This window comes from Ulvibacterium sp. (assembly GCF_965248315.1).
Lineage (GTDB): Bacteria > Bacteroidota > Bacteroidia > Flavobacteriales > Flavobacteriaceae > Ulvibacterium.
This window is the reverse complement of sequence record NZ_CBDFIX010000002.1, coordinates 1,011,897-1,036,507: the sequence shown is the minus strand read 5'-3', so window position 1 is coordinate 1,036,507 and position 24,611 is coordinate 1,011,897. Positions and strand designations below refer to the sequence as shown.

Sequence of the window (24,611 nt, the reverse complement as noted above, 5' to 3'; positions counted from 1 at the left end):
TGAAATGGTCATCCAAAAGCTACCGTTTCAACGTACATTTGGCACAAATTTGTCAACCATGTCATTACATTTTAATGTAAGGGAAATTGCCTCTGCTACGATGATACTTTTTGCGGTAATCGATATTGTGGGCAGCATTCCGATAATCATAAGCCTTAGGAATAAAGTGGGGCATATACAATCCGGAAAAGCTTCCATAGTAGCCGCATGCCTTATGGTCGCATTCCTTTTTGTTGGCGAGGAAATCCTTAATCTCATAGGCATCGATATAAATTCCTTTGCAGTAGCTGGGGCCTTCATCCTGTTCTTTTTAGCCATTGAGATGATTTTGGGCATTACCCTATACAAGGATGATGAACCTAAGAGCGCCTCTATTGTACCTATAGCCTTTCCCCTGATCGCCGGGGCTGGAACCATGACATCCATCCTTTCCATTCGTGCGGAATTTTATGTGGAGAATATCATTGTTGCCATTATTTTAAATACGATCTTTGTTTACCTTGTATTGAAGTCTTCCAAGAAAATCGAGAGGGTTTTGGGAAAGGGTGGTTTAAGTATTATTAGAAAGGTTTTCGGGGTAATCATTTTGGCGATAGCCGTAAAATTGTTCGCCTCAAATATTAATCAACTGTTGGCTTCTTAATTTGTAATCCCCATGAACAGGACTTTGATCATTATCCTAATTATCCTGGCCCTAGGTTTAATAGCTTATAATGTTACCCTAGTAGACTTTGCGAACCCGTTTCAGGGAGATAGTATTATAGCTTTGATAGGTATTTTGGCTTCTCTGTGCGCCATAGTTCTTTTGTTGATCTATAGTACCTCAAAAAAAATCCAAAAGAAAATCAACGAAGAAGATTAATTCTGTGCCTCTATCTTTTCAGCCTCACCTTGGCGTATAGTGGGTCTGTCCAGTTCCAATACTTCTTGTAGCATGGCATCAGCGGCGGCCTTAATTTTGGCATGAACATTTGGGCCGAATAATTGCTCACCCAAAGCTGCTTTAAGGTAAAGTTTAATGCGGTCTTCAAAATCGTAAAAGTTCATTTTCAGGTTTCGGGAGATGGAATAATCCACGAACTGCTCGAACAAAATATCATCGACCCTAAAATCGCTTACAAACCTTTCTTCGGTCCAATCCGTATAGCGCTGCCTATCCTCATCCAAATGTTCAAAAATAAAAAAAGATAGGAACCCCAGGCTGTCCATACTTTCAACAGCTTCCTCTTCATTTGTGCCTATAGGTACAAAAACATCCGGGATAATACCACCTCCGCCATATACTACCTTGCCATTTGGGGTGGTGAACCTAAGGGAATCTGCAACCTTTATGCTATCTACGGAAACCAATTCCCCATTATGGTAACGGTCGGTAAACTTCTTGTAGTAATCCTTGGTCCCGTTCTTGTAGGTCTTTTGTATGCTACGACCTGTGGGGGTGTAGTACCGGGAAACCGTTAATCGCACCGCTGAACCATCACCCAATTCCATTTCGCGCTGGACCAATCCTTTCCCAAAGGAACGACGGCCCACAATGGTACCAATATCATTATCCTGCAGTGCTCCCGCAATGATTTCACTTGCCGATGCGGATCTTTCGTTGATCAGTACAAAAATGGGTTTATCCTCAAAACTTCCATTATCCGTGGCGTAAATCTTGTCTATTTTCCCCTTTTTGTTCTTGGTAAAGAGAATTAATTTGCCGTCCTCCAAAAACTCGTCCGCCATTTGCTCGGCTATACCCAAATAACCCCCTGGGTTGTCCCTTAAATCCAATGTTAATTTCTTTGCCCCGCGCCTACTCAAATCCTTTAGTGCTGCTTTAAACTCTTTAAAGGTGGATTCTGCAAAACGGTTTACCTTTATATACCCCATATCGGGAGTAAGCATATAATAGGCCTGTACACTTTTAATGGGTACAACGTCACGTTTTACATCTACGGTAAACATTCTTTCCTCAGCTTTCCGATAAACCTTTAGCTGTACGTTTGTACCCTTTTTGCCCCTTAATTTTTCCACAATCCTATCACTAGGTAAGTTTCTACCATAAAGCGTATCGTCATCGGCCATTAAAATCCGATCTCCGGCTTTGATGCCTTTTAAAAAACTAGGGCCCTTCTCTATGGTGCGGATTACAGAAATGGTATCCCTATAGGAGTAAAAATTTACCCCGATACCGACAAAGTCCCCTTTCATATTTTCGGATACCTTGCTCATTTCCTGTTTGGGAATATAAACCGAATGTGGATCCAGTTTTTCCAGAATATTGTTGACGGTTACATCCACAATGCTATCCGTATTGATTTCATCCACATATTCATAATCGATATAATCAATTAGTCGGTTTAGCTTATCTTTCTTCGAATTTGTAGTGAAAAGCTTCTCCGGTGTGTCATTAAAATGAAGCTTGCCCCCAACAAAAATCCCAAGCGCGAGTGCTGCGGCGATAATGGTTGGCCAGATGTAACTATATTTTTTGCTCATTTGGTGTCTTTGCTTAGATAACCGTTTCAATTTGGTCCAGATGGACCAGTTCTACTCCAGCCCTTTTTAAAAATTCCAATCCGGAGTTGTCTTTGTATTCCGTTTGGTAGACTACACGTTTTATGCCAGACTGATGGATCAGTTTGCTGCATTCCTTACAGGGCGAAAGGGTAATGTACAAGGTAGCTCCTTCACAGGACTGTGTGGAAGAAGCCACTTTGCTTATGGCATTGGCCTCCGCATGAAGAACATACCACTTGGTATACCCTCCGTCGTCTTCACAGATATTTTCAAAACCTGTTGGCGTTCCGTTATAGCCATCTGAAATGATCATCCGATCTTTTACAATGATGGCCCCAACCTGTTTGCGCTTACAATAGGAAAGCTTGCCCCATTCTTGGGCCATTCGCAAATAGGCCTTGTCATATTTCTCTTGCTTGCTCTCCTTCATATTTGCTGAAAGGCACTAAGATACCTGCTTTACGAAAGCCCTACAACCTTAATTGGGTTAATTTTAAGTGAAAACCTATAGAGGAAACGTATTGACCAACATGGGTATTGTAATGCAGATAATCAAAATGGAAACTATCCCAACGAAAAGGGATTGACTTACTTTTAAACCTGACTGGAACAAATAGGCCAATACCAAAACGGAAAGTACGATCAATACCTGGGCTACTTCTATTCCAGTAGCAAATCCCAATAGAGGGGATAATTTTTCCTCTTCTTCGGCAATCAACATTTTAAAGTAGTTACTAAAACCAAACCCATGGATGAGTCCAAAAAATGCCGTGGCCAAAATGTGAAGCAACATGCTTTTGTTTTTTTGGGATGCCCCCATATATATGATATTAAACAAAGCCGTCAACAGAATAGTCACCGGAATCAGGAACTCTATCCAAGTGACATCCATGACCACCAATTCATAGGCTGATAGCGACAGGGACAAACAATGCGTAATGGTAAAAATGGTGGCCAAGAGCACCACTTTTTTCCAACTTTTAAAGGTAAAGGGAACTGCCAGGGCACATAAAAAAAGAATATGATCGTAGGCGGAAAAGTCTAGTACATGGGTTAGCCCAAGTTTTATATAGAACCAGAAATCTTGCATTTTTTAGGGTTTAGGGTTTAGGGTTTAGGGTTTAGGGTTTAGGGTTTAGGGTTTAGGGTTTAGGGTTTAGGGTTTAGGGCAAAATTACCGAATTGTGGCTACAGATGGATATTTTTTTGAATTCAAATCTACCCTCGTTTAAGTAGCAAAGTCGTGCCTTGGTTTTCCATATTTACAGTCCTTTTCCATACCTGATTCTTATCCGATTCCTCGCTCTGCCTGTATCTCTTCATAGGCTTTTTGTACTTGTTTGAATTTTTCCTCTGCCCCCTTCTTTATGGCCTCATCCTGAGTATTTACCCTATCCGGATGGTATTTTTTCGCCATGGTTCTATAGGCCTTTTTGAGCTCTTCATTTGTCGCGGACTTATCGATTTCCAAAATTTTATAGGCATTGTCGGCAGACTTGATAAACATCGCCTTGATACTTTCAAAATCCCGTAAGGCCACTCGAAGGTATCCTGCAATTTCACGTATTTTATCAATTTCGGGTTGGCTTACGGAACCATCGGCCTTAGCAATACCAAATAAAAAGTGGAGCAACTGTAACCTAACTTCATAGCGCGTACGCTGATTTAAATAGGTACAAATACGCTGGGCGGATATCTCCCTGTTCTTATTAATTTCGTTGAACGTTCTAAATATGGCATTGGCCTTTTCCTTGCCATAGGTACTCACAAAGTATTGCCTAACATAATCCAGTTCTCTTTGGGTAACATTTCCATCAGCTTTAATGACTATGGAGCAAAGGGATATTAGATTGAGTTCAAAATCTGCTGGGGAAACCTGCTGCCGCGAGATATCCCTAAAAATGGTACGGGCACCCCCACCACTGCTATTCAAATTATCGATGAAGCTACCCAGCAAGAACCCTAAGATGGCTCCCGGAAAGCGAAAAAGATAATACCCTAAAATGGCCGTAAACCACTTGATCATGTCCTTTTCCAATTTTGGCAAAGATAAGCCCCCATCCACTCCCCTACAAGGGGAAAACCAATTCGCCCAATAAAACGTTAACACTTGTACAAAAAGGTATGAATTGGTTATCTTTGCTTATCAACAAAAAAATGAGTCTATGTATCCAGAAGAATTGGTAAAGCCTATGAGAGATGACTTGGCATTGGCCGGGTTTGAAGAATTATATACCGCAGGTGCGGTCGAAGAGAATATTAACCAAGATGGCACCGTGCTTGTTGTGGTAAATTCCGTTTGCGGATGCGCAGCTGCCAACGCAAGACCGGCCGCAAAACTAAGTTTGCAAAACGATAAAAAGCCGGATCGTACGGTTACCGTATTTGCCGGGGTAGACACTGAGGCGGTAAATGCAGCACGAAATCTTATGGTTCCCTTTCCTCCGTCTTCCCCAAGTATGGCGTTGTTTAAGAATGGTGAATTGGTGCATATGATTGAGCGTCACCATATTGAGGGTAGGCCGGCAGAAGCCATTGCCGAAAATTTGACAGAAGCATATAATGAATTTTGCTAAGAAGTTCTAAGCTCAATAGTATAGCACTTTAAAATGATACGAAAAACCGTTTCCCTAAGAAGCGGTTTTTTAATTTTGTAGCATGCGTAAAATCCTGGCATATCCGCTTACCATTATCTATTTTGTCTTTTTCGGATTGGTTCTTTTAATTTTCCATCCCATTCAATGGATATGTCTAAACCTATTCGGTTATTCAGCCCATAAAGGGAGCGTAAGTATCTTGAACTGGTGCCTAATACGATGTACCCATATTTTGGGCACTACCTATTCTTTTAAAAATCCCTTTGACCTTCCTGAAAATAAACCCCTTGTTATCGTGGCCAATCACCAAAGCATGAACGATATCCCTCCCATTATTTGGTTTATGAGGAAACATCATCCCAAATTTGTGAGCAAAATCGAATTGGGTAGGGGGATTCCCAGCGTTTCCTTCAACCTAAGGCATGGAGGCTCCGTCTTGATCGATAGAAAAGATAGCAAACAGGCCTTGGCACAGATAGCCAAATTGGGCAAATACATACAGGAGCATAACCGTAGCGCGGTCATTTTCCCGGAAGGTACCCGAAGTAGGACCGGAAAACCAAAAAAGTTCCAACCTATGGGGCTTAAAATACTATTGCGAAATGCGCCTTCGGCCCATATAGTGCCAATAAGCATCAATAATTCCTGGAAGATGTTACGGTACGGTAAGTTTCCCTACGGCATTGGTAACCATCTTACTTTTACAGTGCACGCACCTATTGAAAACAAAGGAAATGCCGACGAGTTAATCGCCCAAACAGAGCAACAGGTAACCGCCGGAATACAATAAAATCCATGACGGACGCTGAAATAATAGAAGAGACCATATCCTTTGTAAAGGAAACTTTAATGGAGGCGGAAGGTGGTCATGATTGGTTTCATATTCAACGGGTATTCAACAATGCACTACATATTGCTAAGACTGAAAAGGTGGATGTACAGGTAGTTTCACTGGGAGCACTTCTACATGATATTGCCGATGCCAAATTCCATTACGGCAATGAATCTGTTGGGCCAACATTGGCAAAATCATTTTTGCAATCGCTAAAAGTCTCCAAAAGTACTATTGCCCATGTGGTACGGATCATTCAAAATATTTCCTTTAAGAACAGCTTGGCAAAAACTAAGGGACAACCCTTCAATTCAGTAGAATTGCAAGTGGTACAGGACGCCGACCGGTTGGATGCCATGGGGGCCATTGGCATAGCTCGCGCCTTTAATTATGGTGGGTTTAAAAACAGAAAACTCTATGACCCAGAAATTACGCCAAACTTGCAACTTACCAAAAAGCAATATAAAAACTCTAATGCCCCGACCATCAATCATTTTTATGAAAAGCTACTACTGCTCAAGGACAAAATGAATACGGATACCGGAAAACGTTTGGCGCGGGAACGGCATCAATTTATGCTTAACTACCTGGAACAGTTTTATAAGGAATGGGATCCCTTGGAGCCTAGATCCTAGTACTTGAGAATATGGATGCCTCTGTATTTAGTCGTTCATGCTTTCCATCAAAAAAATCTGATGGTATAGGTCTATTCGGAGGGTCAATTCTTTCCTTAATTTTTGTATCTTCCGTCACCATTTTATAAACCCAACAACACGATGCAAAGAAGAAAGTTCATCAAAAATGTAGCGGCGACCTCCGCCGCTTTTTCTATTGTTCCCAACCACGTTCTCGGAAAAACACATGTTCCGCCAAGTGACACCTTATATATCGGTGCCTTTGGTGTAGGAGGAAGGGGATCCGGAGTAATCCGTGGATTGGACGAGACCAAAAAAGTGAAGTTCGTAGCACTCTGCGATGTGGACGATAGAAGGGCTGCTGACACCTATAAAAAATACCCAAAAGCCAAACGTTACAAAGATTTTAGAAAGGTGTACGATCAGCACTTAAATGAAATCGACGCTATTATGGTAGCCACGCCCGATCATACGCATGCGCCCATCGCCCTTCCCTTTATGAAGGCAAAGAAACATGCCTATGTGGAGAAACCACTGACCCACAACATCAATGAAGCCCGAATGATGACAAATGTGGCCAAAGAAAATGGCATTGTAACCCAAATGGGCAATCAAGGGGCTTCCAGTGACGGGAGTCGTGAAGCCAAAGAATGGATTCAATCCGGTATTATCGGCAAGGTATATAAGGTAGATTGCTGGACCAACCGTCCCGTTTGGCCACAAGGCGTTCCCATACCTAAAGGCAAGGATAGTATACCCAAAGGATTGGATTGGGACCTATGGTTGGGACCGGCCGCCATGCGGGATTACAATGATTCTTATCTGCCTTTTAAATGGCGTGGATGGTGGGATTTTGGAACCGGTGCCTTGGGCGATATGGGTTGTCATATTATGGAAACTCCCTTTGGGGTATTGGATTTGGGGTATCCTTCGGAAGCAGAGGCCAGTTGCACGACCAATTGGGTGGGTGATTTTGTAGAGGCTGACTATAGCCAATCTTGTCCCGCTTCTTCCATAGTTCGACTGAAGTTCCATACCGAGGAACACGGCCATATTGCACTGAACTGGTATGATGGCGGATTGAAACCAGATCTGCCCGACGAACTGGGCGAGGGCGAGACTATAGGAGATGGCGGTGGAGGCAGTGTTTTTTATGGCACCAGAGGTATTCTAGTAGCGGACACCTATTCTCGAAATGCACGATTGCTGCCCAGTAAAAACATGAAATTGTTCAATGCACCTGCCCCATATCTAAAGCGAATAGAAGGCGACACAGGTGGACATCAGCGTAATTTCGTGGAAGGCTGTTTGAATGGCGTGGAAACCTCATCAGATTTTAAACGGTCCGGTCCGTTGACGGAAGCCGTTCTCATGGGAAACCTGGCCATTAGGGCTTTCCAGCTCAAAGAAAAGAGGGCCAATGGCCGTGGATTTGACTACCCTGGAAGACGTAAAATCCTTTGGGACGGAAACAATATGAAAGTGACCAATTGGGACAAAGCCAATGAGTGGGTCAAAGGAAGCTACAGAAAAGGTTGGGAAATATCCTAAAAAACGCAAGACAATGAAAAGTTCTTTATCTACCCCTATTCAATCAGGCCTTGCCCTAGTCCTTTTTTTGTTCTTCTCCCTTGGGATGTCATCGCAGGATTCCGGCCAAAGGCCTCCTAATTTCATTGTCATTTTTGCGGATGACCTGGGTTATGGTGATTTAGGTTGCTATGGTCATCCCACGATAAGGACGCCCCATCTGGATCAGATGGCCATTGAAGGTCAAAAGTGGACCAACTTTTATGTGGCTGCCAGTGTATGTACCCCCAGTAGGGCCGCATTGCTTACAGGTCGCTTGCCTGTACGCAGCGGGATGGCCAGTAACAAAAGTCGGGTACTTTTCCCGAATTCGGTCAATGGCTTGCCAGCGAGCGAAATCACCTTGGCAGAGCAATTAAAAAAGGTTGGGTATGCTACGGCATGTATCGGAAAATGGCATTTGGGACATAAAGAACAATACCTTCCGACCAATAATGGCTTCGATTATTATTTTGGGATTCCCTACTCCAATGATATGGATTTTGAGGGTAAAAAAGGGTATAGAAAGACCGTGGCCGATAATGATTTTATCAATACGGAAGACTTTAATGTACCCCTCCTTCGGAATACTAAAATTATAGAAAGACCTGCTGACCAGAATACCATTACCAAAAGGTACGCTCAGGAGACTGTTGACTTTATCAAAAAAAATAAGGATGAACCCTTCTTTGTTTACCTGGCCCATAACCTACCCCATATCCCTTTGTTCGCGTCCAAGGATTTCTTGGGGAAAAGCAAAAGAGGATTGTATGGTGATGTTATAGAGGAAATTGATCATGGTGTCGGGCAAATTTTAAACACGCTTAAGGAAGAGGGTCTCGCAGAAAATACTATTGTGGTCTTTACCTCAGATAATGGGCCTTGGCTCCCCTTTGATACCCACGGCGGAAGTGCAGGCCTGCTCTACGCGGGCAAAGGTAGCACTTGGGAAGGCGGTATGCGGGAACCTTGTATTTTTTGGGGTCCGGGTCGAATTAAACCTGCTGTTATTTCGGATTTGGGTTCAACTATGGATTTTTTTACGACCTTCAGTAAGCTGGCCGGAGCAGAAGTTCCCAAGGATAGACCTATGGATGGTGTGGATTTAAGCCGAACCCTTTTCAATGGGGAAGCTAGTCCCCGTAATTCGTTGTTCTATTACCGTGGTACGGAGTTATATGCGGCCAGGTCTGGGGATTACAAAGTTCATTATACTACACAAGGAGTCTATGGCCAGTTTGGAGAAAGGGTAGATCATACCGTGCCACTTTTGTATAATTTAAGTGAAGATCCTTCGGAAGCCTACAATATCGCTGAAAATCATCCGGAGGTTATTCAGGAAATAAATGCCTTGGTAAAAGCACATAAGGAGCATATGGTGATGGGAAAAGATCAGCTTGCTGAAAGGAACTGAGTGGGCACCGTTTTATTAAAATCGAAAAACAGCAGACCTAAATAAAAAATATGTTTGGTCTAATACGTATTCAATTTTTTGGAAAGATGTTTTTTCTCCAACAAGTTGGTCGTGAGGTGGATGGCTTTTTGTAATGCTTCTTTTGCGCTTCCGGAAATTTTCAAATCAGATAATAACTGCGCTTTAATGGCATAAAAAAGGGCATTGTTACTAAAGTAAGGGCCATTTTCAAAATTTTGAAGTTCTAACAGTGCCTTTCTCGCACCATACACCATGTAGTAAGGGACTATTCTGTTTAACCACACAATAGGGGAGTATTGTCTTTCCAATTGCAGGTCATATAGTTGCAAAATACCCTTCCAATCCGTATCCTCAAATTTTGCTGCCGTGCAATGATAGTAGGCAACAGCGGCCTGTAAATGATAATCCGATGGATTTGAATCTACTGCAGCCTTTTCCAGGTGCTCTATTCCTACCCTTATTAAGTCGAAATCGTAGGTCCTTCTATCTTGATGTTCCAAGTCCACCATATCACCATTTTGATCTATCCTAGCCTCAAATCTTGAGGTATGAAAGCACATTAGCGCAATTAAGGCATGGACTTCCGGCTGGTTACAATACTTGTTTTCGCATAACAGAAGCGCCAAACGTATCGCCTCAAGACATATGTCCTTTTTTATTAGGATTTCACCATGACTTGCCGTATAACCCTCGGTGAACAACAAATAGATTACCTTCAAAACGATAGCCAATCTTGAGCGCAACCCTATCTCTACAGGACTGTTCAGTGTTTTTACGTGCTCTTTGAGCTTTTTCTTGGCCCTCGTAAAAGATTTGGCTATGGCATCTTCTTTCTTTAAAAGTGCCCTTGCTATTTCCTTATTGCCAAAACCCCCGATCAGTTTTAGGCTAAGTATTATTTGGTATTCCTTGGATATCGATGGATGACAGCAGGCAAAAATCATTTTTAGTTGACTATCGTTGATACGGTTGTTCAAAAAGACTTCTTCCTGAACCGCATGTTGTTTTTCAAAACCGGAAATATCCTCCTTTTGGTCCATCTTGGTGTCTCTTCTCAACGTATCGATCAACATGTTATTCGCTACACGTAACAACCAGGATGTTGGATTATTCGGGGGATTGTTATAGCCCCAAAGGTTCATTGCCTTGATAAGGGATTCCTGAACGGCATCTTCTATCTTTTCTAGATGGGATGGGCCGAACTTGTGTACCAGAAAGGAGATTATTTTACCATATTCATGTCTGAATACGTGTTCCACTAGCTGTCCTTTATTTGGTTCCCCCATGCTATAAAAGTAAAAAGTCCGAATAAAACAATCGGACTTTGTGGCGATAGTCTTCTCTTAGAATCACATGTCCATGGACATTATCTCTCGAACCTCTACATTTCCATCGTGTTCAAAAATGGGACATCCCTTGGAAATTTCAACAGCCTCATTTTGGCCCTCCGCAGAAACAATAAGATAGCCGCCCACAACTTCTGCCCCCTCTGCAAAAGGACCATCGGTTATTACTTCTCCTGCCTTGTGGACTACATTTCCTTCCTTGGACAATGGTAAGCCGTCTACCAACTGTCCTTTTTCCTTTAATCCTCCCATCCAAGCGCCCCATTTTTGCATATGCTCTTGCATGGCCTCAGGCGATTCCTCCATTCTTGCCCGATTTCCTCCTCTAAATAAAAATAAAAAATTACTCATGATTGTTCTTTTAAAGATTATTATATGCTAAAGACGTATTCCTCCTTAAGGAATTGGACAAAAACTTAAAAAATTTCTAAAACAATTTCATCTGTCCTTTCTTATATCGCTCATGTAGTTTTTTGTTCAATTTAGGAAAAGGCGGTTTATCCTTAAAATAAGTGTGTCTTGCCAAGTGCACCAAATCATGGATCTGGGTGGCTATTTTACCTTCACCCCTACCTCGTATTCCAAAACGGCTATCGTTTAACGTTCCGTTATGGCACTCTTGAATCTGGTGCAATACTTTTTCGGCCCTATCCGGTAACGTTTTTTTTATCCAATCCGTAAATATTTGCCCTATTGCTCCATTAAGGCGCACTACTGTAAAGGCAAATGACAATGCACCATGGTCAGCGACAGCTTTGGCCAAATTCATGATTTCGTGGCTATTGATACCTGGGATAATCGGGGCCAGCATAGCGTTTACCGGAATATTGTTTTCGGACAAGGTCTTAATAGTGTCCAGTCTTCTTTTAATTGTGGCAGTTCTAGGTTCCAAAATTCTTCGTGTTTCTTCAGAAAGGGAAGTTATGGAAACGTTTATCCCTACCAATTTATTTTTTGCCAGTTCAGAAAGGATATCCAAGTCCCTTAAAATTAAAGCATTTTTGGTAATCATACCAACGGGATGCCTGTACTTTAAGAACACTTCTAAACAGCCTCTGGTTATCTTGAACTTTTTCTCAGCGGGTTGATAGCAATCTGTATTGCCAGACATCACTATGGTCTCCGCCTTCCAGTTCTTATGCTGCAGTTTGGCCTCGAGCAGTTTTGGGGCATCTTTCTTGATTAGAATCTTGCGTTCAAAATCGAGTCCGGCACCATAGCCCCAAAATTCATGGGTATTACGGGCATAGCAATAAATACAACCATGTTCACAACCTTGATAGGGATTCATGGAATACATCATTCCCACGTCCGGACTGGTTACCTTGTTCACTATAGTTTTGGGAAATATGGGAATGTATTGGGTCTTGTTTTTGTCCGCCTCCTCCCCTTCCATACGACAAAACTCCAGAAAATCATCCCGGGTTTCGTAAATATATTTAAGAAATCTGTTGGGCACGTTTTGCTGAGCCCCTCGGCCTTTGATGTAATCTTCTTCTTTCAAATTTTTTGGATTTATTCCAAATTTATGGATTTAATCCAAAATAGAAAACAACAAATTTGTTAATTAACAGAAAGTGTGATAAGGTAGTTGCAGATTAACGTCCTTCAATGGAAACCTTGGCGAGTTGTTTTTTGGAACCTCGCTTGGCGTAGAAAAGTAAGGCATCATCCGATTTGTTGATCAGCGGTTTGGACACCATTAAAGGCAAACGGGCTTCCTTGTCATCAATTAATTTTTCATAGCTGATATGCCCATTTGTATCCAGTTTAATGACAAATACATTTCGGTTACGACTAAGGCCTTGTTTGAACAAAAGACGTTCACCGCTCAAAAGCTGTGGATTCTCCGAAGAGGTACTCAAGAAAAAGTAGGTGTCTCCACTGTGAACATATGAACTATAGGACGCATATGCGCCATCCCCTTGGGTCACTTCGGATTTATTGATGTTTCGGGTCCAAACGACATCTCCATTGGCATCCAATTTTGCACTGACGATGTCATTATGATGGTAGCGCTCAATTTTAACACGGCCCCCGCTTGAATTGGCCTGAATACTAGAGGTCATAAAATACTCTTCTGCATTGAATAGTATGGAACCGTCCGGATTTATCGTGGCATTCTTAAAAACAAGGTTCTTTATTTCCTTGTCATCATCACGACCAAATTTGTCCATCATAAACTGTTCCGAGAAAGGATTGTATTTTTTGGATACAAGCTGTAGGCTTCCGGATGCAAGTTCAAAGTAAGCCAATCCGTTATAGCGATTGTTTTTACGGTCCGCATAAAAGCCTACACATAAAATCTTGTCCCCAGCTACAAGCGGTATCAACCCTTCCGAAAACTTTCCAGGGGAGTCAAAAGTCTGTGTTTTTCCTCCTTCCCGGGACACTTGAACAAGCTCGTATTGGAATTTCCGTTCCAAGGCATTGAACCTTCGTTTTTTGAAGTAGGATTTTCCAATTAAAAATGCCTTGTCCATATTCTTTGAAAATGCGATATTCTCAAAAGCATAATTCTTTTCCTCCACCTCAGCCGAAAAATCATGTTCCATTAATTTTTCCAAATTGGCATTGAAAACATGGATGAAATGTTTATTGTTTTTTCCTTTTTTAAAATGTGTTGTAATTGCAAAACCTGATTTTGCCGGATCAAACAGTACCGAAGTGGTAAATCCGGAGGAAAAGTTTCGATTGTAATAGTTTTTGTCCAATGGATTTCTAACCTCCTTGGAAGGAATGGAAATTAAAGTCTCTTTGGTAAAGTTATATTCGGATATAGGACTTCTGTGAATCGTGTAATCGTACGCCTGTGTTGCGTAGTTGTAATCTAGAAAAAGAAGGTATACCTGGCCGTTACGTACATAACCATCTACAAAATTGGCATTTTTAAGCTTGTAATTGTACTCTGAAACCAATTGGAGGTTCTCATCATAACGTTCCACAAAATATCCTTTGGGCCTAAGTACTATACCTTGATAATAGGAGCGTACTAAGACGGAGCCTCCCTCGCCATCCTTGGCGATTGTTAAAAGATTGGAGTATTTATATCTATCGTTATATTTTTCGCCCAATACGTGTTGTATGGGAATTTCCTGGGCTATGATGGTCAAAGCGAATAACAGGAAAAAGCAAAAGGAAAGACTTCTTCTCTTGATCATAAGTAGGATTTAAGATATACTATTCACCGGGGAAATCGGCCTTGCGCTTTTCCAAAAAGGCCGAAGTTCCTTCTTCAAAATCGGCAGTTCCAAAGCATGTTCCAAAGGCTTCAATTTCAACGGCATATCCATTAATAGTATTCTTAAAACTGGCATTTACGGCTTTTATTGCGTGGGATATGGCAACGGATGAGTTATTCGCTATTTTGTTGGCCAGTTTTTTACAATGGGACAAAAGCTCTTCTTGGGAGACCACATGGTTGACCAGACCAAATTCCACAGCCCGTTCCACATCTATCATTCCAGCGGTCATGATCATCTCCATGGCCCGTCCCTTGCCTACCAATTGCGGCAGGCGTTGGGTTCCCCCATAACCTGGAATCAGTCCTAATGAAACCTCCGGAAGCCCCATCCTGGCATTATGACTAGCCACACGAAAATGACAGGCCAAGGCCAATTCCAAACCACCACCAAGGGCAAAACCATTAATTGCGGCAATGACAGGGGTAGAAAGATTTTCGACAAAATTGAACAACAGTTCCTGGCCCTTCGCGGCCAGGTTGTTTCCCTCTTTTACCGTGAAATCCGCAAATTCCAAAATATCCGCTCCGGCTACAAAAGCTTTTTCCCCACTACCCGTTAGGATAATAACCTTTACTTCCTTTTTTGTATCCAGATTTTTGAAGGCGTCGTGCAGTTCCCGTATGGTTTCCTGATTTAGGGCATTCAATTTTTTAGGGCGATTGATGGTAACAATTGCGATAGGGCTTTCTTCTACAACTTTGATATTTTTATTGCTCATTTTAAATCAACTCATTAGTAAAACTTACAAGCCAAAATAAAGCTATAATTACGGTTAATCCAACAAGATAATTCGCAATAGCATGATCCATTCCCCGTAAAAAATCTTTTGGATTATGTATTCCGTGCACATAGTCCCTTAATTTATACTTTTGTTTCCGGAACAATGTCCGCCAAATTGTTCCGACAACCCATCTTGAAAATCCTCCTACGAAACCAATTAACCGCCCTATTAATCTCCGAAAGGAAAACATTAGGCCTTGGGGAATTTAACCGTAAACACTGTGCCCTTACCAGGCTGAGAAGTGAAATCGATACTGCCGTTATAGGTTTCCACAATATTCTTTACCATACCTAAACCGAGCCCCATACCACTGGTCTTTGTTGTAAATTTTGGTTCAAAAATCTTCTCCCGGAAACTGTCCGATATGCCTATCCCATTGTCCGCTACCGAAATCTTTACTGAATCTCTCTCCGAAGATACAGAGACCAGAATACGTGGCGTCTCAACATCCGGCAGGGCCTGTATGGCGTTTTTAACCAGATTGGTGACCACTCGAATCAATTGGGTACGATCTAATTTGGCAATGATTTTCTCCTCGTTCGAAATGAAATGAATATAATCCTCATTAAAAATATCCAGGGCGAGCTTCACAATGGCTACGACATTTAGCGTTTCGTTCTGCTGGGCAGGCATCTTGGCAAAGTTTGAAAAAGCCGATGCAATGCTGCTCATGGTATCTATTTGTTGAATCAAGGTCTTCGAAAATTCGTTGATCTTGTTTTCCATGTCCGGATCTTTGGGATCAAACTTACGCTGAAAACTCTGTACGCTTAGTCGCATGGGCGTTAGAGGATTCTTAATTTCATGGGCTACCTGTTTGGCCATCTCTCGCCAGGCTTGTTCCCGTTCGCTCCTGGCCAACTTGGCAGCGCTATGCTCCAGTTCATCAATCATTGCATTGTAGGAGGTCACCAATTTTTCAATTTCCTCACTGGGATCATCGATTAAAATTTTCTCGTTTCTTTTGTTCAGATCGGTCCTGCCCAGCATGTCCGAAATAGTCTCTAAGGAACGGGTTGTATACTTGGAGACAAAATAGGCGAAACCAATCGCCGTGACCAGCATGAGAAGGTACACCCCACCCAAACGCATTAAGAACTCCTGTAGTTCGTTGTCGTAAAAAGAGTTGTCCTCAAAATACGGTAAGTTCAAAATTCCGATAGGTTTGAACTTAAGGTCGGTGATATAGGTATATGAGGATTGATAATCGTCCCCGGCAGCCGAGTTCTCCTCTATGTAACGCTTATCGATACTTTCTATGAGCTGGTCCAACACCTCAACATCAAGACACATGGCTACGGAATCTACGACAAATTTGGGCCTTGAGCTTTTGATTAATTCACCGGACAGATCGTAAATATTAAAATTTTGGTTCTGGACGTCCGCTATCTGATAGATGTCTTCCTTAAAAATCAATCCTAAATTCCCAGTTGTGATGGGATAGGTGGTATTCTGAAGGGTGTAGTTTACACTTTGCTTGATCTGCCCTTCCTTACGGGCAAGCCTCACCTTGTGATAATCTTTCCGTTGTTCCCGATATTGAAAGATTGCAACAGCGGTAATTAATCCGGATGGAATAACAACCAAGAGAATCATGGCCACAAAGATTCTTGATCTTAGGGAGAGTTTTTTGAACACAGATACCGCGTTTAGACAAAGTTAGCAAATATCGCACCAAGCTGGCTTTGCCAAAATTTCAAATTTCCAAAAAGGGCAAATTCCAAAAGGATTAATCTGAAATTTATACTTTGAGGCTTTACTATGCATTTGGGTTCTTGTCCCGTATCCTTTTATAGAGCTTAATGCCCAGTATCAAAAAAATACCCAGCCCTAAAATACCGACCAAACCAAAAACCCAACTAAACGTGCTCTTTAAAATGGCCAAAAAAACTACAGCAAAAAGAATCAAGGTAGCTCCCTCGTTCCAAATGCGCATAAATTTAGAGGTGTACTTTATTTCGTCCCTTTGCAGTTGCTTAAAGATCTGATGGCATTTAAGTTGATACACAAACAACAATAGGACAAAGACAAGTTTTATATGCATCCAGCCTTGTTCCAACCAGCCCGGTATAATCACTAGCAACCAAATTGCGAACAAGGTACAGAGCACGGCAGAGGGCCAGGTTATGATATACCAAAGACGTTTGGTCATTAGTTTTAATTGATCACTGAGGATTTCCTTTTCAGGAGATGGTTTTAGAGAAGCTTCAATGTGATAGATGAACAAGCGCGGAATATAAAACAGTCCCGCAAACCAAGTAACCACAAAAATAAGGTGAAGCGCCTTGATGTAGTTGTAATATTCAGACACGGGAGAATACGGTTTAAGGTTTAAGGTTCAAGGTTCAAGGTTCAAGGTTCAAAGTTAGGGATTTATGCATATCCGCTCTGCGTGACATTGAAGTAATAAGACATATTGTTTTTTATCGAATTCGTTCCATTTCTACCCAAAATGGAAAAATACGCTTGCCACCAATAGCGTAAAAAGGAATAAGATCACATTCCATATTCGGTAGAGACACCCCAGTCATTTCAATGCTATCCGTTCCATTTATATCGTTTTCAAAGGTATTGATCAAGGAACCCGTCTCCAAAAACATCTTGCCTCCCTTTTTAATGGGTTCTACAAACTTAAATTTGATGTTATATCTGCCCTCTTTCAATACTACGTTCCATTTCCCAAAAACTTCCTCCTGATTCCAGATACCCCGTTCTCCACCGGCATCATTTCTATTCAAAAAAATTGGGTTCTCATTCTGGGTTCCCACAACAATGGGCGGTGGGTTCAATAAATTTTCTGAATTGATCAATTCCTCATAGGTTTCGTCCATCTTATCTTTAAGCAGCTGTGCCGTGTCCGTTTTTTCCTTGGCTAGGTTTTTTAGCTCATAGGGGTCGTCCAAAACATGGTATAGCTCAAAATCCTGAAGCGAAGCATTGAAATTCGTCTGAGCTACTAATTTATAGGGGCCTTGCTGCAAAGCCATGTTAATATACCGTACGGGATATTTTCGTGTCCAGTAGAAAAAGAGGGGGCGTTGCGGCCAATTTGCCTTTTTCTGAATCAAGGGCAAAAGGCTTCTCCCATCCAGCTTTCTGTTCTTGGGTATTTCCAAACCACAAATCTCCGCAAGTGTAGGAAGCACATCAATATGAGCAGTTGTGGTTTCAATGTCCCAATTTCCCTTTATTTCTTGAGGATACCTGAGGTAAAAAGGGACTCTTACCCCGCCTCGGTAAACACTACCCTTTCTACCTTTCATTCCGGCGACATAGCGCACTTGTTGCGGACCGTTATCGGTCATGAAAATAACGAGGGTATTCTTTTCGAGCTTTAATTCTTTCAATTTTTGGAACAACTTGGCCAGGTTATCATCAATATTACTGACCATAGCGTACACTTTACGCGCGTCTTCCTTGTCCTTTTCGGTCATCTTCGTAAAAGGTCGGTCATCATTTTCAAATCCTGAAGAAGGGTCAATGTCCTTATACCGATCATAGTATTCTTGTGGGACCTGCAAAGGGGTGTGGGGGGCATTAAAGGAAAGATAGCAGAAGAAAGGATCAGATTTGCTCTTTTCTATAAAACGAATCGCCTGATCCGTAAAAATATCACTGCAATAGCCGGTATATGCCTCTTGTTTTCCATTTTGCCAAAGAACAGGGTCAAAGTAACTCCTATCACCCCTAAAGTAAGTGGTAAAATCCCCTACTTGACCCATACCGCCTGCTAGGTGGATAACAGATTCATCAAAACCCTGATCCTGAGGCCTGCTGGGATAGTTATCCCCCAAATGCCATTTTCCAAAAATCCCGGTTCGGTAGTTGGCCTGTTTCAGCATTTCTGCAATAGTAACTTCATTGGAGGCCATTATCGCCCCGCCGTTATAAGTATCCCTAATCCCGGTCCGTAAGGAATATCTCCCCGTCATTAAACTGGCCCGGGTCGGAGCACAAACCGGGGACACGTAAAAATTGGTAAAACGAACGCTTTCTTTGGCAAAAGCATCCAAGGTAGGTGTCTTAACATGTGGATTGCCCGTAATTCCTAAATCCCCATAGCCCTGGTCATCGGTAATAATCAGAATCACATTAGGTTTTTCACCGCGCTGTGCCGTGGATAGCATAGGCAAAAAATGAATTACAACAAAAAGTAGTAAAAGGCTTATTGGTTTCTGCATAATCTTAATCTTCTACAAATAAATAATTCAATTGCAAACTATTGAAAGCTGAATTAAAGGCCTTGATTTCTTGGATAATCAAGGCATCAAAGGCTTCAAGTTGAGCATTGATCTTGGTGGTCAACTCATTTTTCACGGCAATATCCTGATCTGTAGGCGGAAAGTCGTCCAGAGTCACCAGACTGTTCAAATGTCCCAATTTGTTGGTCAATTTAATAGGGAGGTTCAATGGATCCTGAGCACTACGATTTTTCGTTTGATATAAGGCCTTTTCCACTTCCCCGAATTTCTCTTTCATGGTTTTAGCTTGCTCAACCAATTTTTTTATTTGTTCCCCATTACTTGCGCTGAGCGGAGTGGAAGCGTATTGTTTTGAAAAGGCTTCCAACTGTTCATTGATCTTTCGGATTTTCTTGATAGATTCATGGGCCTTGTTCACATTAGCGTTTATATCACTTACAAAATCGTATTGCTTTTGCATATCGGCTACCGAAACCTCTGCGCGAGGATCGGGCAGTATCGTAAACGGCTGTGACTGTTCCAAACCATTGATACTCAAAGATACTTTATAAGTTCCGGGAACGGCTTTCGGTCCATCAAGATTGGCCCACCACAAGACCATACCCTCAAGTTTCTCGGCTCCTTTGCCCTTGGTATCCCAAACATGGGTATTTCCCCCTTTCTTGATTTCCAGTTTTTCATCTTTCCCTTTTGCCGAATTTTTAAATACTGCCAAGGTGTCTCCGGCACTATTCAAATAGGTTAGCTGCACACTATCCTTTTCCATCAAGTCTTGTATATAAAAGTGGGTGACTACCCCATTGGGATGATTTTCTCCCTCGGTAAGGGAAGGCTTCTCAATAGTACCGCCCTTGGTCCGGTAACTGTCCTTGGGTCCAAATAGGTATGCCGCCTTGTTCTTAATATCATCCTGCAATTGATGGAGCACCGTTAAGTCATCCATAATCCACAGGCTACGGCCCTGGGTGGCAACGATAAGATTGTTGTCCTTTATGGTTAAATCCGTAATGGGAACAATAGGGAGGTTGAGTTGAAACGGTTGCCAGTTAGCACCATCATCAAAGGAAATGTACATGCCGGTTTCCGTACCGGCATACAGCAAGTCCTTTCTTTTTGGGTCTTCCCGGAGTACACGAGTAAAATGTTCATTTTTTATACCATTTGTTATTTTTTTCCAAGTCTTTCCAAAATCCGTGGTTTTATAGAGATAAGGCTGAAAATCTCCCAACTTATAACGCGTGCCTGCCACATAACAGGTGCCTACTTCAAAAGCAGATGGTTCAATACTATTTACCATGGTCCAATCCGGCATCTCTGCCGGGGTTACATTTTCCCAGGTTTCTCCTCCATCTTGGGTAACATGAATCAATCCGTCATCGCTACCAACCCAAATTAGGCCCTCCTTTACCGGGCTCTCATTGGCCGCGAATAGGGTGCAATAATATTCCACCCCGGTATTGTCCTGGGTAATCGGCCCCCCACTACTGACCAATTTTGAAGAATCGTTTCGTGTAAGGTCATCACTCAATAACTCCCAACTTTGACCTTCATTGGTACTCCTATGTACATGATTGGAAAACGTATATAGTTTTTTGGGATCGTGCTTGCTAAAAATAATGGGAAAGTTCCATTGAAAGCGATATTTCATCCCCTCTGCCCCATACCCCATAGGATTATCTGGCCATACATTAATCCCCCGTGTTGTGTTCTTCTTATGGTTTACCCTTGTCAAAAACCCTCCGTAGCTTCCGCCATACACAATATCATTATTGGTCGGATCCACCGCAATATGTGCGCTTTCGCCACCCGCCGTTTCTTCCCAATCATCCTCGCCAATGCTGCTTCCATCACTTCTATGGTTAATGCGAATGGTAGAATTATCTTGCTGAGCCACATAAATCCGGTAGGGAAATGCATTGTCCGTAGTTACCCGATAAAACTGTGCCGTAGGTTGATTGTAATAGGTACTCCAAGTATCTCCCCCATCATAGGAAACCTGGGCGCCGCCATCATCTCCAATAATCATTCTTTTCGAATTCTCTGGAGCTATCCATAAATCATGATGATCCCCATGAGGGGCATTGAAAGTGCTAAAAGTTTTACCTCCATCGGTAGACTTGTGATAGCGTACATTCAATACATAAACCACATCCTCATCTTCGGTATCGGCGTAGACGCGAGTATAGTACCAAGCACGTTGGCGCAGTTTACGTTCATCGTTTACCTGTTCCCATGTTTTACCCCCATCATCGCTTCGATACAGACCGCCTTTTTCCTTTTGCTCTACAATGGCCCAGACCCGTTCGGAATTTTTAGGTGAAACCGTCACCCCTATAATGCCCAAAGTATCTTTGGGAAAACCTTCGTTCTTAGAAATTTCGGACCAAGTTTCCCCGCTATCCGTGCTTTTCCATAATGCCGAACCATCTCCTCCACTGCTTAAGCTATAGGGTGTTCGTTTGGCACGCCATGTTGAGGCATATACTATTCTGGGATTGTTTGGATCCAAGGTTAGGTCCACAGCCCCGGATTGGTCATTTACAAAAAGTATTTTCTCCCAAGTCTTGCCACCATCCATACTTTTGTAGACTCCTCGATCTTGGGTAGGCTTATAGATATTGCCCAAAACTGCTGCATAGACTATGTTGTGGTTTTTGGGATGGATACGAATCCGTGGTATATGTCGACTTTTTTCCAGCCCTGCCGATTTCCAGGTTTTTCCGGCATCCTCGGTTTTCCAAATTCCATAGCCCGAAGAAACATTGCCCCGAAGGGTCTTTTCACCTCCTCCCACATATATAACGTTGGGGTCGCTTTGAGCTACTTCCACCGCTCCAATGCTTCCTCCGAAATAACCATCCGAGATGTTTTCCCAAGTACGGCCGCCGTTCACAGTCTTCCAAACACCCCCGCCCGTTGCCCCAAAATAAAAGAGATTGGGTTTACCCGGCACTCCGGTTACCGCAGCAGATCGGCCACCGCGAAAAGGCCCGATTAAACGGTACGTTAAACTGGAATAGAGTTTCTCGGGAAATTGAAGTGTTGGTTGATCGGTTTTTCTTCTTTTTTGAGCTTCCACTTTAGGAACAAAAAAGGAAGATAATACCAGCCAAAAGCCCGCTTTTAAAAGCAATGTTCTCATTGTAAGTTTTTTGAAAATCGATGAGTTTAAAAGTAGGGAAAAAGAAACAAGTTCAAAGCGATTTATTAAAAATTTGGAGGGTTTTGCGCGGGTCTTGAAACAGCGTTGGCACACAGCTTTATTTGTTTTTTCCCTTTCGGTTTTTGCCAAAAAGAAAACCCAAATAAAAAGGAATTCCCAAAACCGCAACAATAATAAGCAATAGGTAAAAGAGCGTGCTGGAAATGGTTTTTCGTACTTCCGTCATTGCGTTTTTGACTCCGATTTCCGCAAGGGTCCTTGCTTCCTCGGTCAGGGCCAAACGTTCGCGTTTTAGTAGTGAATCCAAGGCTATGCGCTCTCGTTTTACCATTCGGTCTATGGCGACCCGATCTTCGGAGAGGCTTAACATCGCCATTCCCAGTTCATCATTTAGTGATTTGAACAGAGGGTCTACGCGTTCCACAAAATTAACAACGGCCATTTCCAAGGTCTCTGGAGAATTTTCCGCTATCTCCAATAAACGATTCACCTGCGTATTAAAATTGGCTATTCGCTTCTGGATCTCCATGGAATCCATTCCCTTATCCTTCATCCAAAGTTCGGTACGCCATTTGAGCTGTTTCCCCAGGAGGTCCGAACTAAAATCCACTTTACTGGAAACATCGGCTACCACTTCGGACAAGGTGCCCACTGTTTGTATCCCAAGGCTATCCGGCACATCCCTAAACTTAAGAAAGTCCTGCTTTATGGTTTGATGCTTCAGTTTTTTACGGTTTATGGGGTGAGTTTTTGAGTATTCCGATACAAAAGCTTTGTATGCCATAAAATCCCTTGTGCTAAGTACACTTTGGGCAATCCTTTCAATTTCCGTTGCATTTTGGGATGTTGTTTGGATGGCAATGTTTTGATAGGGACCAAATAGGAACAAGCTATCCTTTTGACCCATAAGGTTTTGCAGCTCCAACATATAGGACCAAACATCCGTAAGGGCTACCTTGGGAGAGGTTTGGAATCCTATATGTTTCAACTCCTCCCCGGTCCTTATTTTCCATAATAATGTATTCTTCTGAATTTCGATGTCGCCCAAGGCCATTTTGGCAATACTATCCGCAGCATTTTCAGTTCGATCCATGGCCTGGGTAACAAAAGACTGTGTTAACAGCCGAGTGTTTAAATCATTAATGGACAGGGGTTTTTGCTCACTTTCAATCCGTAACAGCGAGCAGGAGGCGTAAAATTGGCATACAACAAAGCATAAAACCAATGCTTTGCCTAAACGGTAAAAACTCCATAAAAACCCGATCTTATTCACTTCTTTTCTTCTAAAAGTTTTAAGGTATAGCCCTAAGAAGGATTTTTTATTCCTTTTGAACATCCCAACTAGTTGAATAGGCAGATAAAACAGAGATTTCCTTACCCGGCCTCTACTCAGTACGTCAACCCAATGACTGGATTAATTTACTATTCTTTTTTTGATTATCCTATGATGGTTCAAGGTTCAAAAATCTTGTTGCGAATCGCGTAGAGGACCAAACCAATCCGGTTTTTAATATGTAGTTTTTCATGAAGCGCATCCCGATAACCCTCAATGGTTTTAGGGCTTAAGTGCATGGCATCCGCAATTTCCCTATAGGTCATCTCAGAACAGGCCAATTGTAAAAATTCCAATTCCCGGTCCTTTAGGTCCACAATGGGTTCCTTTTTCTCCAGGGTACCTACCAGGATTTGGGTTACCGTATTGGTATGGTAGTAGCCTTTCTGGGCAATATTCAAAAGGGCTTCTTCCAATATCTCTCGTTTGGTATCCTTCATGAGGTAACCCCGGGCACCGGCACGAAGCATTTTTAGGATGGTCCCTTCGTCTTCCTCAATGGAAAGTGCCAATACTTTTGTTTGTGGGAAATCGGTCTTTAGGATTTGTGTGGTTTCAATACCATTGAGTATGGGCATGTTAATGTCCATTAACACTAGGTCCGGTATGTTTTTGGGGCTTGTAAAACGATCCAGTAATTCCTGTCCGTTTTTGCAGTTGTACAATACCTTGAATTTGCCAAAACTGTCCACGAGCCCGGCTATGGCCTGTGAAAGTAGGGTATGGTCGTCCACAATGACTACGGAGTAGGTCATTTAATCCACTTTTTGGAAATGGGGATAGAATCGCTTCGCTCAGGGAAAAAAGACCTAAGACGTTCAAGGGGAACTTTTTTATGTCCTGGTAAACTCATTATTGTTCGGGGTTCAATCTAACATGCTCCAACCCTCCGAATTGGTCCAATTTTAAATCAAAGCATACAAAAAGGAGGACTGGCGCAACTTGCTAGGACCATCGTCTTTCGCAAG

General features: G+C 42.3%; 22 protein-coding genes. 7 read left to right on the top strand and 15 right to left on the bottom strand.

Annotated elements, in window-relative coordinates; genetic code table 11:
- The first annotated feature begins 58 nt into the window (after positions 1-58).
- Positions 59-643: a MarC family protein gene (locus tag ACP2AF_RS05950; RefSeq protein ID WP_120710837.1), complete on the top strand. Its 585-nt coding sequence runs from the start codon at positions 59-61 to the stop codon at positions 641-643.
- Positions 644-655: 12 nt separating this feature from the next.
- Positions 656-862: a hypothetical protein gene (locus ACP2AF_RS05945; protein ID WP_425235320.1), complete on the top strand. Its 207-nt coding sequence runs from the start codon at positions 656-658 to the stop codon at positions 860-862.
- Here the strand turns inward: ACP2AF_RS05945 and ACP2AF_RS05940 are convergent.
- From ACP2AF_RS05940 to ACP2AF_RS05925, 4 genes are all read right to left on the bottom strand, one after another.
- Positions 859-2,484: a S41 family peptidase gene (locus ACP2AF_RS05940; RefSeq protein WP_425235319.1), complete on the bottom strand. Its 1,626-nt coding sequence runs from the start codon at positions 2,482-2,484 to the stop codon at positions 859-861. The two genes, ACP2AF_RS05945 and ACP2AF_RS05940, sit on opposite strands and share 4 nt — an antisense overlap.
- A gap of 13 nt (positions 2,485-2,497) precedes the next feature.
- Positions 2,498-2,935 carry a deoxycytidylate deaminase gene (locus ACP2AF_RS05935; protein ID WP_425235318.1) on the bottom strand — a complete coding sequence of 146 codons (438 nt, stop codon included), beginning with the start codon at positions 2,933-2,935 and terminating at the stop codon, positions 2,498-2,500.
- A 75-nt stretch (positions 2,936-3,010) separates the two neighbouring features.
- A complete protein-coding gene (locus ACP2AF_RS05930) occupies positions 3,011-3,595 on the bottom strand; it encodes a HupE/UreJ family protein (RefSeq protein WP_425235317.1) in 585 nt (194 codons plus the stop codon).
- Positions 3,596-3,793: 198 nt separating this feature from the next.
- A complete protein-coding gene (locus tag ACP2AF_RS05925) occupies positions 3,794-4,531 on the bottom strand; it encodes a TerB family tellurite resistance protein (RefSeq protein ID WP_425235316.1) in 738 nt (245 codons plus the stop codon).
- 139 nt (positions 4,532-4,670) lie between these two features.
- Between ACP2AF_RS05925 and ACP2AF_RS05920 the strand changes: the two genes are divergently transcribed.
- The 5 genes from ACP2AF_RS05920 to ACP2AF_RS05900 all read left to right on the top strand — a co-directional run bounded on the left by ACP2AF_RS05920 (position 4,671) and on the right by ACP2AF_RS05900 (position 9,552).
- The gene (locus ACP2AF_RS05920) at positions 4,671-5,081 is read left to right on the top strand and encodes a BrxA/BrxB family bacilliredoxin (RefSeq protein ID WP_425235315.1); all 411 of its coding nucleotides are present in this window, start codon (positions 4,671-4,673) and stop codon (positions 5,079-5,081) included.
- A gap of 82 nt (positions 5,082-5,163) precedes the next feature.
- On the top strand, positions 5,164-5,892 hold the full coding sequence (locus ACP2AF_RS05915; protein WP_425235314.1) for a lysophospholipid acyltransferase family protein: 729 nt from the start codon (positions 5,164-5,166) through the stop codon (positions 5,890-5,892).
- A gap of 5 nt (positions 5,893-5,897) precedes the next feature.
- A complete protein-coding gene (locus tag ACP2AF_RS05910; protein WP_425235313.1) occupies positions 5,898-6,569 on the top strand; it encodes an HD domain-containing protein in 672 nt (223 codons plus the stop codon).
- 141 nt (positions 6,570-6,710) lie between these two features.
- On the top strand, positions 6,711-8,120 hold the full coding sequence (locus tag ACP2AF_RS05905) for a Gfo/Idh/MocA family protein (RefSeq protein WP_425235312.1): 1,410 nt from the start codon (positions 6,711-6,713) through the stop codon (positions 8,118-8,120).
- A 13-nt stretch (positions 8,121-8,133) separates the two neighbouring features.
- Entirely contained in the window at positions 8,134-9,552 is a 1,419-nt protein-coding gene (locus ACP2AF_RS05900; protein WP_425235311.1) for a sulfatase family protein, read from the top strand.
- A 59-nt stretch (positions 9,553-9,611) separates the two neighbouring features.
- Here ACP2AF_RS05900 and ACP2AF_RS05895 read toward each other — a convergent pair whose 3' ends face one another.
- The 11 genes from ACP2AF_RS05895 to ACP2AF_RS05845 all read right to left on the bottom strand — a co-directional run bounded on the left by ACP2AF_RS05895 (position 9,612) and on the right by ACP2AF_RS05845 (position 24,398).
- Complete coding sequence (locus ACP2AF_RS05895) at positions 9,612-10,832, bottom strand: RNA polymerase sigma factor (RefSeq protein WP_425235310.1); 1,221 nt, start codon at positions 10,830-10,832, stop codon at positions 9,612-9,614.
- Positions 10,833-10,922: 90 nt separating this feature from the next.
- On the bottom strand, positions 10,923-11,270 hold the full coding sequence (locus tag ACP2AF_RS05890) for a YciI family protein (protein WP_425235309.1): 348 nt from the start codon (positions 11,268-11,270) through the stop codon (positions 10,923-10,925).
- Positions 11,271-11,346: 76 nt separating this feature from the next.
- Positions 11,347-12,423, bottom strand: a complete 1,077-nt coding sequence (locus tag ACP2AF_RS05885; RefSeq protein ID WP_425235308.1) for a PA0069 family radical SAM protein — start codon at positions 12,421-12,423, stop codon at positions 11,347-11,349.
- 94 nt (positions 12,424-12,517) lie between these two features.
- On the bottom strand, positions 12,518-14,080 hold the full coding sequence (locus ACP2AF_RS05880) for a hypothetical protein (protein WP_425235307.1): 1,563 nt from the start codon (positions 14,078-14,080) through the stop codon (positions 12,518-12,520).
- Between the two features lie 19 nt (positions 14,081-14,099).
- The gene (locus ACP2AF_RS05875; protein WP_425235306.1) at positions 14,100-14,882 is read right to left on the bottom strand and encodes an enoyl-CoA hydratase/isomerase family protein; all 783 of its coding nucleotides are present in this window, start codon (positions 14,880-14,882) and stop codon (positions 14,100-14,102) included.
- A 252-nt stretch (positions 14,883-15,134) separates the two neighbouring features.
- Complete coding sequence (locus ACP2AF_RS05870; protein WP_425238009.1) at positions 15,135-16,541, bottom strand: sensor histidine kinase; 1,407 nt, start codon at positions 16,539-16,541, stop codon at positions 15,135-15,137.
- Between the two features lie 163 nt (positions 16,542-16,704).
- Positions 16,705-17,256: a CopD family protein gene (locus ACP2AF_RS05865; RefSeq protein WP_425235305.1), complete on the bottom strand. Its 552-nt coding sequence runs from the start codon at positions 17,254-17,256 to the stop codon at positions 16,705-16,707.
- A 112-nt stretch (positions 17,257-17,368) separates the two neighbouring features.
- Positions 17,369-19,126, bottom strand: coding sequence for an arylsulfatase (locus ACP2AF_RS05860; RefSeq protein WP_425235304.1), 1,758 nt, complete (start codon positions 19,124-19,126; stop codon positions 17,369-17,371).
- 4 nt (positions 19,127-19,130) lie between these two features.
- Positions 19,131-22,289, bottom strand: a complete 3,159-nt coding sequence (locus ACP2AF_RS05855; RefSeq protein WP_425235303.1) for a VPS10 domain-containing protein — start codon at positions 22,287-22,289, stop codon at positions 19,131-19,133.
- A gap of 118 nt (positions 22,290-22,407) precedes the next feature.
- On the bottom strand, positions 22,408-23,646 hold the full coding sequence (locus ACP2AF_RS05850) for a hypothetical protein (RefSeq protein WP_425235302.1): 1,239 nt from the start codon (positions 23,644-23,646) through the stop codon (positions 22,408-22,410).
- A gap of 116 nt (positions 23,647-23,762) precedes the next feature.
- Complete coding sequence (locus ACP2AF_RS05845) at positions 23,763-24,398, bottom strand: response regulator transcription factor (RefSeq protein ID WP_425235301.1); 636 nt, start codon at positions 24,396-24,398, stop codon at positions 23,763-23,765.
- Positions 24,399-24,611 lie beyond the last annotated feature (213 nt).

What these genes read in the sequence shown, in the direction of transcription:
- ACP2AF_RS05950 (WP_120710837.1), top strand. Translation starts at nt 59, where the DNA reads ATGTCATTACATTTTAATGTAAGGGAAATTGCCTCTGCTACGATGATA.
- ACP2AF_RS05945 (WP_425235320.1), top strand. Translation starts at nt 656, where the DNA reads ATGAACAGGACTTTGATCATTATCCTAATTATCCTGGCCCTAGGTTTA.
- ACP2AF_RS05940 (WP_425235319.1), bottom strand. Translation starts at nt 2,484, where the DNA reads ATGAGCAAAAAATATAGTTACATCTGGCCAACCATTATCGCCGCAGCA.
- ACP2AF_RS05935 (WP_425235318.1), bottom strand. Translation starts at nt 2,935, where the DNA reads ATGAAGGAGAGCAAGCAAGAGAAATATGACAAGGCCTATTTGCGAATG.
- ACP2AF_RS05930 (WP_425235317.1), bottom strand. Translation starts at nt 3,595, where the DNA reads ATGCAAGATTTCTGGTTCTATATAAAACTTGGGCTAACCCATGTACTA.
- ACP2AF_RS05925 (WP_425235316.1), bottom strand. Translation starts at nt 4,531, where the DNA reads ATGATCAAGTGGTTTACGGCCATTTTAGGGTATTATCTTTTTCGCTTT.
- ACP2AF_RS05920 (WP_425235315.1), top strand. Translation starts at nt 4,671, where the DNA reads ATGTATCCAGAAGAATTGGTAAAGCCTATGAGAGATGACTTGGCATTG.
- ACP2AF_RS05915 (WP_425235314.1), top strand. Translation starts at nt 5,164, where the DNA reads ATGCGTAAAATCCTGGCATATCCGCTTACCATTATCTATTTTGTCTTT.
- ACP2AF_RS05910 (WP_425235313.1), top strand. Translation starts at nt 5,898, where the DNA reads ATGACGGACGCTGAAATAATAGAAGAGACCATATCCTTTGTAAAGGAA.
- ACP2AF_RS05905 (WP_425235312.1), top strand. Translation starts at nt 6,711, where the DNA reads ATGCAAAGAAGAAAGTTCATCAAAAATGTAGCGGCGACCTCCGCCGCT.
- ACP2AF_RS05900 (WP_425235311.1), top strand. Translation starts at nt 8,134, where the DNA reads ATGAAAAGTTCTTTATCTACCCCTATTCAATCAGGCCTTGCCCTAGTC.
- ACP2AF_RS05890 (WP_425235309.1), bottom strand. Translation starts at nt 11,270, where the DNA reads ATGAGTAATTTTTTATTTTTATTTAGAGGAGGAAATCGGGCAAGAATG.
- ACP2AF_RS05880 (WP_425235307.1), bottom strand. Translation starts at nt 14,080, where the DNA reads ATGATCAAGAGAAGAAGTCTTTCCTTTTGCTTTTTCCTGTTATTCGCT.
- ACP2AF_RS05875 (WP_425235306.1), bottom strand. Translation starts at nt 14,882, where the DNA reads ATGAGCAATAAAAATATCAAAGTTGTAGAAGAAAGCCCTATCGCAATT.
- ACP2AF_RS05870 (WP_425238009.1), bottom strand. Translation starts at nt 16,541, where the DNA reads ATGATTCTCTTGGTTGTTATTCCATCCGGATTAATTACCGCTGTTGCA.
- ACP2AF_RS05860 (WP_425235304.1), bottom strand. Translation starts at nt 19,126, where the DNA reads ATGCAGAAACCAATAAGCCTTTTACTACTTTTTGTTGTAATTCATTTT.
- ACP2AF_RS05855 (WP_425235303.1), bottom strand. Translation starts at nt 22,289, where the DNA reads ATGAGAACATTGCTTTTAAAAGCGGGCTTTTGGCTGGTATTATCTTCC.
- ACP2AF_RS05850 (WP_425235302.1), bottom strand. Translation starts at nt 23,646, where the DNA reads ATGTTCAAAAGGAATAAAAAATCCTTCTTAGGGCTATACCTTAAAACT.
- ACP2AF_RS05845 (WP_425235301.1), bottom strand. Translation starts at nt 24,398, where the DNA reads ATGACCTACTCCGTAGTCATTGTGGACGACCATACCCTACTTTCACAG.